The sequence below is a fragment of the Rhodosalinus sp. FB01 genome (genome assembly GCF_041365715.1).
Lineage (GTDB): Bacteria > Pseudomonadota > Alphaproteobacteria > Rhodobacterales > Rhodobacteraceae > Rhodosalinus.
Genome location: NZ_JBGFSH010000001.1, coordinates 430,779 through 442,718 on the forward strand (window position 1 = coordinate 430,779; position 11,940 = coordinate 442,718).

At 69.1% G+C, this 11,940-nt stretch carries 10 protein-coding genes; 3 read left to right on the forward strand and 7 right to left on the reverse strand.

Translation table 11 applies throughout. From position 1 onward, the window contains the following. Positions 1–197: 197 nt before the first annotated feature. Together AB6A65_RS02115 and AB6A65_RS02120 are read right to left on the reverse strand one after the other, a co-directional pair. On the reverse strand, positions 198–998 hold the full coding sequence (locus AB6A65_RS02115) for a glycosyl transferase (protein WP_371036697.1): 801 nt from the start codon (positions 996–998) through the stop codon (positions 198–200). Positions 999–1,067: 69 nt separating this feature from the next. Beyond that, entirely contained in the window at positions 1,068–2,231 is a 1,164-nt protein-coding gene (locus tag AB6A65_RS02120; RefSeq protein ID WP_371036698.1) for a M20 aminoacylase family protein, read from the reverse strand. Positions 2,232–2,516: 285 nt separating this feature from the next. On the opposite strand from AB6A65_RS02120, the gene AB6A65_RS02125 reads away from it, so the two are divergent. Next, complete coding sequence (locus AB6A65_RS02125) at positions 2,517–3,599, forward strand: YeeE/YedE thiosulfate transporter family protein (RefSeq protein WP_371036699.1); 1,083 nt, start codon at positions 2,517–2,519, stop codon at positions 3,597–3,599. On the opposite strand, the gene AB6A65_RS02130 is transcribed toward AB6A65_RS02125, so the two are convergent. The 5 genes from AB6A65_RS02130 to AB6A65_RS02150 form a co-directional block, all read right to left on the reverse strand. Further along, positions 3,535–4,818, reverse strand: coding sequence for a DUF3422 family protein (locus AB6A65_RS02130; protein ID WP_371036700.1), 1,284 nt, complete (start codon positions 4,816–4,818; stop codon positions 3,535–3,537). The two genes, AB6A65_RS02125 and AB6A65_RS02130, sit on opposite strands and share 65 nt — an antisense overlap. A 187-nt stretch (positions 4,819–5,005) precedes the next feature. Further along, the gene (locus AB6A65_RS02135; protein WP_371036701.1) at positions 5,006–6,490 is read right to left on the reverse strand and encodes an NAD(P)(+) transhydrogenase (Re/Si-specific) subunit beta; all 1,485 of its coding nucleotides are present in this window, start codon (positions 6,488–6,490) and stop codon (positions 5,006–5,008) included. Positions 6,491–6,509: 19 nt separating this feature from the next. Beyond that, positions 6,510–8,084, reverse strand: coding sequence for a Re/Si-specific NAD(P)(+) transhydrogenase subunit alpha (locus AB6A65_RS02140; RefSeq protein ID WP_371036702.1), 1,575 nt, complete (start codon positions 8,082–8,084; stop codon positions 6,510–6,512). 121 nt (positions 8,085–8,205) lie between these two features. Further along, positions 8,206–8,661, reverse strand: a complete 456-nt coding sequence (locus AB6A65_RS02145; RefSeq protein WP_371036703.1) for an isoprenylcysteine carboxylmethyltransferase family protein — start codon at positions 8,659–8,661, stop codon at positions 8,206–8,208. Between the two features lie 58 nt (positions 8,662–8,719). Then, entirely contained in the window at positions 8,720–9,664 is a 945-nt protein-coding gene (locus AB6A65_RS02150; RefSeq protein ID WP_371036704.1) for an MBL fold metallo-hydrolase, read from the reverse strand. Between the two features lie 148 nt (positions 9,665–9,812). Between AB6A65_RS02150 and kynU the strand changes: the two genes are divergently transcribed. Both kynU and kynA read left to right on the forward strand, forming a co-directional pair. Then, the gene (gene kynU / locus AB6A65_RS02155; protein ID WP_371036705.1) at positions 9,813–11,006 is read left to right on the forward strand and encodes a kynureninase; all 1,194 of its coding nucleotides are present in this window, start codon (positions 9,813–9,815) and stop codon (positions 11,004–11,006) included. 70 nt (positions 11,007–11,076) lie between these two features. Then, a complete protein-coding gene (gene kynA / locus AB6A65_RS02160) occupies positions 11,077–11,913 on the forward strand; it encodes a tryptophan 2,3-dioxygenase (protein WP_371036706.1) in 837 nt (278 codons plus the stop codon). The last annotated feature ends 27 nt before the right edge of the window (positions 11,914–11,940 follow it).

Consider the following 11,940-nt stretch of genomic DNA (forward strand, 5'->3'; position numbering starts at 1 on the left):
TTGCAAGGGGGCTTCGCCCCCTCTTGGGCAAATGCCCAATTCACCCCCGAGTATTTGCGCCAAGAAGAAGATGCCCGCGTCGCGGTCTGTTCTTCTTGGACAAAATACTCCGGGGGAGCCGCCGACAGGCGGCGGGGGCGGAGCCCCCATCGCACGAAGTGCCAGAAGCCTTGCGCGCGTCAGCGCGCGCCGCCGGCTCAGGCCCAGCCGGCACCGAGGTCGGCGCGGGCGCGGTTGATCCAGTGCTCCTTCAACCACGCGCAGGGAAGCGATCGGCGTAGCAGCGAACCGCGATAGCCCTTGACGGCCTCGGGCATCTTGGGGCGACCATGGAAGCAGACGACGCGCGCGTCTTCGGGCAGACGCGGCGGGCTGAGCCAGTTCACGGGCGGCAGGCCCAGGCAGTCGTGCTTGAAGCTCACCACCCATTCAGGAGGGATATGGAGAAAAGCGTGCCGCTCCATCGCCTTGTGAGAGGTGTAGCGCTGCTCGGACCCGCGGGCGCGCGCGACCTCCTCGTAGGGGTTCGCCGCCATGTCTTCGTAGAGGTAGCCGTGGCGATCCGGATCGAAGCGGAAGACGGAGCCATGGCCGGTGGGCCGGCCCTTCCGCTTCTCCACCCAGTCGTGGCGCATGGCGACCTTCGCGGGGTCGAGCGCCCAGATCGGCTCCAGATCGCCGGTGATGACCACGTCGAGGTCGAAGCCGAGCACCGGCCCCGCGTGGTCGGGGATCGCGCCGGGGCGGAAAAGCGAGACCTTGCGCATCGCGCCCTGCCGGTTCGCCACGGCGAGGGCGCGGTCCATCTCGGGCTGGAAGGGCTCGGCGGGGAGCGGGAGGATCTCCACGTCGGGGTGGATGCCCTCCGGGTGCTCCGTCATGCAGAGGAACCGGACGGGCCGGGCGAAATTCCTTCGCACGCCCGAGTAGAGGCGGTTCACATAGTCGGGACCGAAGGCGGTGCCCCACTTGATGCAGACGACGGTGGCGCGATGCATGGGCTGTCCTCGCAGGCGGCGGCTGCCGCCCCCTAGCCCAGGCCTTGGGGAATGGCCAGAGGCGGGGCCTCAGGCGGCGGGCATGCGCCGCTCCACCAGTTCGGCCCACCAGGAGCAGCCCGCCGGGATCGCCTCGTCATTGAAGTCGTATTCGGGGTGGTGGACCATCGCCGTGTCGCCGTTGCCCACCAGGATATAGGCGCCCGGGCGCTCTTCCAGCATGAAGGCGAAATCCTCGCCTCCCATGACGAGCGGCGCCTCGCCACAATCCCCCGCGACCGCGCGGGCCACCTCGGCGGCGAAGGCGGTTTCGGCCTCGTGGTTCGCCATCACCGGGTAGCCGCGCTGGTAGTCCACCTCCGCGCGCCCGCCGAAGGTGGCCGCGACGCCCTCGCAGATCTCGCGCACCCGGCGTTCGGCCAGGTCACGCATCGCGGGGCTCAGCGTTCGCACGGTGCCCCGAAGATGCACCGATTGCGGGATCACGTTGAAGGCGGTGGACGAGGTCTGGAAGCTCGTCACGGAGACCACGATCTGCTCCACCGGGTCCGCGTTGCGGCTCGCGATGGTCTGCAGCGCGGTGACGGCGTGCGCGGCCATCACCGTGGTGTCCACCGTGTCGTGGGGTTTCGCGGCGTGCCCGCCCTTGCCCTCGAAGCGGATGTCGAGCTGGTCGGTGGCCGCAAAGAACGCCCCCGGACGGATGTGAAAGGTGCCTGCCGGCATGCCGGGCCAGTTGTGCATGCCGTAGACCTCCTGAATGCCCCAGCGCGTCATCAGCCCGTCGTCACACATCTCCTTGCCGCCGCCGCCGCCCTCTTCGGCGGGCTGAAAGATCACGACGGCGGTCCCGTCGAAGTTGCGCGTCTCCGCGAGATAGCGCGCGGCGCCGAGCAGCATCGCGGTGTGCCCGTCATGGCCGCAGGCGTGCATCGCCCCGGGCGTCCTGGAGGCGTAGGGCTTGCCCGTCTTCTCCTCGATCGGCAGCGCGTCCATGTCAGCACGAAGGCCGATCACGCGGCCGGAGTTGTTGCTTCGACCCCGGATCACGCCGACGACGCCGGTGCGTCCGATGCCGTCGGTCACCTCGTCGCAGCCGAAGGCGCGGAGCTTCTCGGCCACCAGGCCCGCGGTTCGGTGCGTGTCGAACAGGATCTCGGGATTCTCGTGGAGGTCGCGGCGCCAGGCCGTGATTTCGTCGTGCATTTCAGCAAAGCGATTCTTGACGGCCATCGCGTCTCTCCTCAGCGGCTCCTTGAAGACATGTAGCACCGCAGGCAGAAGCCGGACAGGGGGCGCTTGGGCCGCGCGGATGCGAAAAAGGAACCAATCCACCCCGCGGCGCGGGCGGCGGACCATCATGCCGCGCCCGATCACGAAGCCGGACACCCGTCCGACCCCCCGTCGCGCGCCGGGAAAATTTCCCATGCAAACCACCCGTAAGCGGCTCGCTACACTCTTGCCACACCGTTTCTTCCGGATCATTTGGACGCGTATTCCGATCCACGGAGATGTCCCATGTACGAAACGCTTGGCATCCAGTCGTTCACCGCGCCGCAAGCGGCGGTGATCTTCGCGCTCACGCTCGGCCTCGCCTTCGGCGTGCTCGCCGAGCGTACGGGCTTCTGTTTCCGCCGCGCGCTGGTGGGGGAGGACCGCCGCGCGGCAATGGGCGTCTGGCTCGCGGCGCTCGCAGCGGCGCTTCTCGGCACGCAGGCGGCGGTGGCCGCGGGATGGATCGGCTTCTCCGATCACCGGTTCCACGCCGCGGACCTGCCCGTGATCGCCGTCATCGCCGGCGGCCTGCTGTTCGGGGCGGGCATGGTGCTGACCCGCGGCTGCCTTTCGCGGCTCGCCGTGCTTGCGGGCGGCGGCAACCTGCGCGCCGTCCTCGTGCTGCTGGTGGCGGGCATCTCGGCCCAGGCCGCAATGACCGGCGCGCTCGCGCCGCTCCGCGTCGCGCTGGGCTCGGCGACGCTGCCGCTGGGCGAGGCGGCGAGCCTCGCGGCGCTGCCGGGCGGCGCGCCGGTCTGGGCGGGGCTTCTCGGCGCCGCGGCGCTGGCGGTCGCGCTGGGGTCCAGCAACCGGGCCGGCACGCTGGCGCTGGCCGTGGCGCTGGGTTTTCTGGTGCCGGCGGGGTGGGTCGGCACGGGGCTCGTGCTGCAGGACGCTTTCGATCCGATCGCGCAGCAAAGCCTTTCGTTCACCGGGCCGATCGCCGAGAGCCTGTTCTGGACGGTCGCGGCGACCTCGATCCCCGCGGGGTTCGGCACGGGGCTCGTCGCCGGGGTTCTCGGGGGCGGCCTTGCCGCCGCGCTTCTCTTCAAAAGCTTCCGCTGGCAGGGCTTCGAGGGACCGGCGCAGACGGGTCGCTACCTTGCCGGCGCGGCGCTGATGGGCGTGGGCGGCGTGCTTGCGGGCGGCTGCACGCTGGGGGCGGGACTGTCCGGCATCCCGACCCTGTCGGTGGCCGCGCTTCTCGCGCTTTGCGCCATCGCGGCGGGCGCGCGCCTCACCGAGGCCGCGTTGCGCCCGCTCAGCCGATCTTTCCGCGCATCCGGCGCACCGCGACGAACACCACGGCCACAACCGGCAGAGTGATCGCGGCGGTGACCGTGCCCTTGCTCACGCCAATGGCGTCGGCGAGCGGGTAGAGCAGATAACCGCCAAGCGAGACCGCGTAATAGCTGATGGCGACGACGGAAAACCCCTCCACCGTCTTCTGGAGGCGCAGCTGGAGGTCCGCGCGGCGGTCCATGCTTTCCAGAAGCGCCTGGTTCTGCGCGCTGCGCGCCACGTCCACCCGCGTCCGCAGCAGGTCGCCGGCGCGCATCGCGCGGTCCGCCATCGTCTGCAGCCGGCGCTCGGTGTGCTTCACGGTGCGGATCGCCGGATCGAAGCGGCGCATCATGAATTCCGCGAAGGTCTGGCGGCCGGCGAAACGTTCCTCTCGAAGGACCTCGATCCGCTGGGTCACGATCGCCTCATAAGCGGCCGTGGCGCCGAAGCGGAAGGCGCTTTGGGCCGACAGCGACTCGAGCTCCGCCGAGACTGTCAGCAGGGCCTTGAGCGTGTCCTCGGCGCTTCCGCCTTCCTCGGTGAGCCCGGACATCAGGCGGCCGAGCTCCGTGTCGATCTCGTGCATGCGCGGCCCGAGCGACTGCACCCGCTGGAACCCCAGCATCGACATCGTCTTGTAGGTCTCTATCTCGAGGAGCCGCTGCACGATCCGCCCCACCCGCCGCCGGCCGGTGTCTTCGGACGGGAAGACGGCGAAGCGCAGATGCCCGGCCGGATCGATGCGGAAATCGCCGGCCACCACGGCCGCGTCATCGACCACATGGCTGATCGCGACGCTTTCGGAGACGAACCAGTCGGCGAGGCGCGCGGTGATCTCGGCCTCGGTCTCCGGGCGGTTCTCGACACGGACCATGACCGAGGTGATGCGCTGGCCGGGCGCGGCCTCCAGCCAGTCGCTCGGGAAGACCGCGAAATCATCGGGGTCGAACGGCCGCTCGCCCGGCCCGTCGAGGAAGGCCGTGTAGGTCACGAATTCCGTGTGGCTTTCCCATTTCATCCGGTGCTTGCCGATCTGGCCGAACCAGTGCGTCGCACCCGGCTTGGGGTGGTCCGCGCCGTGCCGGTCGAGCAGCGCGATCAGGTGGTCGAGATCGGCCTGCCGGTCCCGCGACGGGGCCTCGTCCGGCTGCTTGATGGCGATGAACACGGCCCGGCCGGTCGCCGGAAGCGTCGGGAACGGCCGCGCGTGAAGCTCGTTGGCAAGCTGGTAGCGCAGAGGGTGATCGGAAATCGGCGGCATCGCACTCTCCTGATTGCGTCGAGCCTATGCTGCAGCGCGGAAATGTAAAGCGGGAAACCCGTTCGATATCATGGGCTTAGGGGTGCACGACGGTATGCCCAGACGCAATTTTCGCCCAAGGTCCTGATTCGAAAAGCGAAAGGGCGCCCGGATGGGCGCCCTTCCACGGATAGGCCGGGACCGGCGCCTAGTCGACGAGCGCCAGCAGCTTGTTCAGGCTCTCCTTGGCGTCGCCGTAGAACATCCGCGTGTTCTCCTTGAAGAAGAGCGGGTTCTCGATCCCGGAATAGCCCGTTCCCTGCCCGCGCTTCGAGACGAAGACGTTCTTGGCCTTCCAGACCTCGAGCACCGGCATCCCGGCGATGGGCGAGTTCGGGTCGTCCTGCGCCGCCGGGTTCACGATGTCGTTGGAGCCGATGACGATCACCACGTCGGTGTCGGGGAAATCGTCGTTGATCTCCTCCATCTCCAGCACGATGTCGTAGGGCACCTTCGCCTCGGCCAGAAGCACGTTCATGTGCCCCGGCAGCCGGCCCGCGACGGGGTGGATGGCGAAACGCACCTCCTTGCCCTTGCCCCGCAGCTTCTTCGTCAGCTCCGACACGGCGTTCTGCGCCTGCGCCACCGCCATGCCGTAGCCCGGCACGATGATGACGCTGTCCGCCTCGTCGAGCGCGCTGGCCACGCCCTCGGCATCGATGGCGACCTGCTCGCCCTCGATCGCCGCGGCCTCGCCGGTCGCACCGCCGAAGCCGCCGAGGATCACGCTGATGAAGGACCGGTTCATCGCCTTGCACATGATGTAGCTCAGGATGGCGCCCGAGGAGCCCACCAGCGCGCCCACCACGATCAGCAGGTCGTTGCCGAGCGAGAAGCCGATCGCAGCCGCCGCCCAGCCCGAATAGCTGTTCAGCATCGACACGACCACGGGCATGTCCGCGCCCCCGATCCCCATGATGAGGTGGTAGCCGATGAAGAACGCGAGCAGCGCCAGGATCACGAGCGTCCAGCTGCCCGCGTCGCCGAGATAGAGCGCGGCGAAGAGCAGAGACGCCGCCGCGGCGCCGGCGTTCAGCATGTGACCGCCGGGCAGCTTCTTGGCGGACGTGTCCACGCGGCCGGCAAGCTTGCCGTAGGCGATGACGGAGCCCGTGAAGGTCACCGCGCCGATCCAGATCCCGAGCATCAGCTCGATCTGGAGAATGGTGATCTCGACGGCGGTCTTCTTGGCCACGATCCCCGCGAAACCGCTGAAGCCGCTGGCGAAGGCCGCGCCCTCGGTCGTCACCTCGTCGGGCCGCGGGAAGGGCACGCCCGCCTCGGCGAAGGAGGCGGCGACGCGGCCGATCTCGATATCCGCGTTGAAGCCCACGACGACGGCGGCCAGGCCCACGAGGCTGTGCATGATCGCCACCAGCTCGGGCATCTGCGTCATCTGCACCCGCGTGGCGAGCTGGTGGCCCACGACGGCGCCGATCGCGATCAGCACCAGCGAGACGAGCCAGAGCCCCTGCCCCGGGCCGATCATGGTCGCGACGACCGCGATGGCCATGCCGGCGATGCCGTACCAGACGGCGCGTTTCGCGCTTTCCTGCCCCGAAAGCCCGCCCAGCGACAGGATGAAGAGGACGGCGGCCACGGCATAGGCCGCAATGGTGAATCCGAATTCCATTGTCTCTACCCCTGCGCGCTCAGGATTTCTGGAACATGGCGAGCATGCGCCGTGTCACGAGGAAGCCGCCGAAGATGTTCACGGACGCCATGAGCACCCCCGCGGCGGCGAGGATCGTGATCAGCAGCGAGGAGGATCCGATCTGGATCAGCGCGCCCAGGATGATGATCGACGAGATCGCGTTCGTGACCGCCATGAGCGGCGTGTGCAGCGAATGCGCCACGTTCCAGATCACCTGGAAGCCGATGAACACCGACAGCACGAAGACGATGAAGTGCTGCATGAAACTGGCCGGCGCGACGAGGCCCACGGCGAGCACGGCCAGGGCGCCGATCGAGATCAGCGTGACCTGGTTGCGCGTCTGCGCCTTGAAGGCCGCGATCTCCTGCGCGCGCTTCTCCTCGGGGGTCAGCTCCTTCGGCTTTTCCTTGGGCTTTTGCGCCGCGATCGCCTGCACCTTCGGCGGCGGCGGCGGGAAGGTCACGTCGCCCTCATGGGCGATGGTCGCGCCGCGGATCACGTCGTCTTCCATGTCGTGATCGATGCGGCCGTCCTTCTCGGGCGTCAGATCGGTGATCAGGTGGCGGATGTTGGTCGAATAGAGCGTCGAGCTCTGCGTGGCCATCCGGCTGGGGAAGTCGGTGTAGCCGATGATCGTCACGCCGTTGTCGGTGACGATCTTGTCGTCCATCACGGTCAGCTTGCAGTTGCCGCCGCGTTCCGCGGCGAGGTCGACGATGACGGAGCCGGGCTTCATGGCCGCGACCATGTCCTCGGTCCAGAGTTCGGGCGCCTCGCGGTTGGGGATCAGCGCGGTGGTGATGACGATGTCCACCTCCGGCGCCAGTTCGCGGAACTTCGCCAGCTGCGCCTCGCGGAACTCGGGGCTGGAGGGCTTGGCGTAGCCGCCGCTGGCCGAGCCGTCCTCCACGTCCTCCTCGAAGTCGAGATAGACGAACTCCGCCCCCATCGATTCGACCTGCTCGGCCACCTCGGGACGCACGTCGAAGGCGTAGGTGATCGCGCCGAGCGACGTGGAGGTGCCGATCGCGGCGAGGCCGGCGACGCCCGCGCCCACCACGAGCACCTTCGCCGGCGGCACCTTGCCCGCGGCCGTGACCTGGCCGGTGAAGAAGCGGCCGAAATTGTTGCCGGCCTCGATTACCGCGCGGTAGCCCGCGATATTGGCCATGGACGACAGCGCGTCCATCTTCTGCGCCCGGCTGATCCGCGGGATCATGTCCATGGCGATGACGGTGCTGCCCTTCTCGGCCAGCGCGGTCATGTGCGCCTCGTTCGAGGCGGGCCAGAAGAAGGAGACGAGCGTCTGGCCCTTGCGGAAACGCTTCACTTCCGCGTCGGTGGGCGGACGCACCTTCGCGATCACGTCCGCCTCCGCCCAGAGCGCCTCGGCGCCGGGGACGACCTTCACGCCGGCCTCTTCGTAAAGCGCGTCCGAGAAGCCCGCGCGCTCGCCCGCGCCGGTCTCTATCAGGCACTCGTGGCCGAGTTTCTGCAGGTCGCGGGCGCTTTGCGGTGTCATCGCGACCCGCGCCTCGCCCTCCAGCACTTCCTTGGGTGTTCCGATCTTCACCTGTCACGTCCCCCCGTTGACGGGGCCCGGCGGCCCCGGGCTTTGCTTACCTCAGGCGATCCCTACCCGCTGAATCGCCACTCCACAAGCGACGAGGCGCGCCGCACGCCGCGTCCCACAGCTAGATCCATCGGCGCACCTTGTGCGCGTACCGGGCGAAGTCGGCCCGGAACACCCGGCGCATCCGCTTCTCCTCGGGCAGGACGAAGCGGCGCTCCAGCACCCACAGCAGCACGGGCAGCAGCACGAGCGACAGCACCGCGTCCCAGAAGAGGATGAACCCCGCCAGGATCAGCAGATCGGCGAGATAGATCGGATTGCGGCTTCGGCTATAGATGCCCGTGGTGACAAGCGTCTCGGGCGTCTCGTGCGGCAGGAGCGTGGTGTGCGCGCGGCGAAACTCGAACGCCGCCATCAGCACCAGGAGCACGCCCGCGCCGACCAGAAGCCCGCCGACAAGGTCGGGCACAGGCCCCGCGCCGAACCCGAGCCCCATGGGCAGCCACCGCGACTGCGCCCAGGCCAGCGCGAGCGCGGCGGCGAGCCAGACGGGCGGAATGTCGACCCATTTCAGCATCGCCACGTCATCCGTGCCCGCGCAGCCGCGAGGCGCCGGTTGTGCCCGCCCGAGGCGTTCATTCCCACTCCATCTCCTCGAAGACGCGGCCCGCGTTCTTCGTGGCGAGTTCCTCGAAGGTGTCGAGATGCGCCCAGCGCGACTGGTCGACGTAATAGGCGCTGGCAAGGTCGCCGCCCGCGTCGAGATGCGCGCCGATCTTCTCCCGGATGTCCTTGAGGTAGTCCGAGGTGTAGCGGGTGACCTGCGCCATGTTCGTGGGGTGGCCGTGTCCCGGGATCACGTAGGTCGCGCCGAGCTCGGTGAACGGGCCGTCGAAGGTCTCGATCCAGCACGAGGTGCAGGTGTCGGCGAAGATGGGCGGCATGCGTTCGTGAAAGGCGATGTCGCCCGCGATGACGATGTCCCATTGCGGGATCCACACCTGCGTGTCGCCCGGCCCGTGGGCGGGGCCGAGATGCAGCACCTCCAGCGTCACGTCGCCCATCTCGACCACGCGCCTGTCCTCGAAGGAGAGGTTCGGCACCACCACCTCGGTGCCCTCGGCGCGGTCGCGGTTGTACCCCTTCATCCCCTCCAGGATGAAATGCCCGTTCTCCTCGATCTCGTGGATCGCGTCCACATGGGCGAGAATGTCCACGCCCAGCGCCGCCCAGTAGGAGTTGCCGAGCATGGCGTGGCCCTGCCCGTTCTCGTTGATCACGAGCTTCACCGGCTGGTCGGTGACCGCCTTGATCTCCTCGTGCAGCGCCTCGGCGAGTTTCGCGGACGCGCCGCCGTTGATCACCACGACCCCGTCGCCCGTGACCACGAAGGACAGGTTGTTGTTGTGGCCCGCGTTCTCGTAGGTGGGCGGCGCCGTGGCGCCGATCGCCGACCAGACATGCGGGATCACCTCGACGGGCTTCTCGTAGAGTTCCGACTGCGGATACTGGTCGGGAATGTCCTCGCTGGCATGGACCGCCCCTGCCGCCAGAATGGCCGCCAAGATCGTGCGTTTCATCCGTTCCTCCCTCGATGTCCTGCCGTCAAATTCACGCAGGCGAATACGAATGTAAAGCGTCCCGGTCGCGCGCGGACTGGACAGGACCGCCCCCCGGCTTTAGGCACGAAGCGCCCCACGCATCGACCACCTGCCGGAAAGGGCGCGCATGACCGATTTCGCCGCCACGAAGCGCCTGTTTCACCTGCCCGAGGGGATCGTCTACCTCGACGGGAATTCGCTCGGGCCACTGCCGCGGGCGGCCCCGGCGCGCCTCGAGGGCACCCTGCGCGACGAGTGGGGCGAGATGCTGATCACCGGCTGGAACCGCGCGGGCTGGATGGACCAGCCGCGCCGGACCGGCGACCGGGTGGGACGGCTCATCGGCGCCGAAGCCGGCCACGTGGTGATGGGCGACACGCTTTCGATCAAGGTCTGGCAGGCGCTCGCCGCCGCGCTGGAGCTGCGCCCCGACCGCCGCGTGATCCTGTCCGACTGCGGCAACTTCCCGTCCGATCTCTACATGGCCGAAGGGCTCGCGGGACTTCTCGACAAGGGCCACGAACTGCGCGTGGTGGAGCCCGAGGCGCTGGCCGAACACATCACCGAGGAGGTGGCGGTCGCGCTGATCACCGAAGTCGACTACCGCACGGGTCGGCTGCACGACATGAGGGCGCTGACCGCGAAGGCGCATGCCGCGGGCGCGCTGACCGTGTGGGACCTCGCCCACAGCGCCGGCGCGCTGCCGGTGGACCTGTCCGGCGCGGGGGCCGATTTCGCGGTGGGATGCACCTACAAGTACCTCAACGGCGGCCCCGGCGCGCCCGCCTTCATCTATGTGGCCCCCCGCCACGCCGACCACGCGCGCCCCGCCCTCTCGGGCTGGCTCGGCCACGCCGCGCCCTTCGCCTTCGAGCCGCGCTATCGCGCCGGCGACGGGATCGAACGGATGCGCGTGGGCACGCCGCCGGTGCTCGCGCTGGCCGCGCTCGACGCGGCACTCGACGTCTGGGACGGCGTGGACATGGCCGCGCTGCGCGCCCGCTCGCTGGAGCTCACGGCGCTCTTCATCGAGGAGGTGGAGGCGCGCTGCCCGCGGCTTCAGCTGGTCACGCCGCGCGCGCCGGACCGGCGCGGCAGCCAGGTGTCGTTCCGCTTCGCGGAGGGGTATGCGGCCATGCAGGCGCTGATCGCCCGGGGTGTCATCGGCGATTTCCGGGCGCCCGACATCATGCGCTTCGGGATCACGCCGCTCTACATCGACGAGGCCGACATCCGCCGCGCGGTCGACGTTCTGGCCGAGGTGATGGAGGGCGACCTCTGGGACGACCCGGCCTACCGGGCCCGGGCCGCGGTGACGTGACAGTGACGCGCCCGCGGCTTGCAGCCGCCCCCGCGCCGTGGGCTCGGGCGAACGGCGCGGGGGCCCCGGCATGAGCGATCCATACGATCCGGCCCGCGAGGGCGCGCGCATGTCGTTCGAGGATGCCATGTCCTACGGCGACTACCTGCGTCTCGACGCGATCCTCGGCGCGCAGCATCCGCTTTCGGACGCGCATGACGAGATGCTCTTCATCATTCAGCACCAGACCTCCGAGCTCTGGATGCGGCTTGCGCTGCACGAGATCGGCGCGGCCCGCGCGGCGCTTTCGGGCGGTGCCGCGCGCCCCGCGTTCAAGATGCTCGCCCGGGTCTCGCGCATCTTCGAACAACTCAACGCGGCCTGGGACGTGCTGCGCACGATGACGCCCTCGGATTACACCACCTTCCGCGAGGCGCTGGGCCAGAGCTCGGGCTTCCAGTCCTGGCAATACCGGCTGATCGAGTTCACCCTGGGCAACCGCAACCCCGCCATGATCCGGCCCCACGCGCACCGGCCGGAGATCGTTGCGCGGCTGGAGGCGGAACTTGCCCGCCCCTCGCTCTACGACGCGGCGCTCGCGCGGCTCGACGCGGAGGTCGCGCCCCTGCCCGGCCACGTTCTGGAGCGGGACCGCACGCGCCCCCACGTTTCCGACGAGGCCGTGGCGGCGGCCTGGACGACGGTTTACCGCGATCCCGGGGCGCATTGGGAGCTTTACGAACTGGCCGAGAAGCTCGTCGATCTGGAGGACTACTTCCGCCGCTGGCGTTTCAACCACGTCACCACGGTGGAACGGGTGATCGGCTTCAAGCGCGGCACCGGCGGAACCGGGGGCGTGAGCTACCTCAAGCGGATGCTGGAGGTGGAGCTCTTCCCCGAACTCTGGCACCTGCGCACGCATCTCTGACGCCCGGCGCCGCAAGGGACGCCGGGC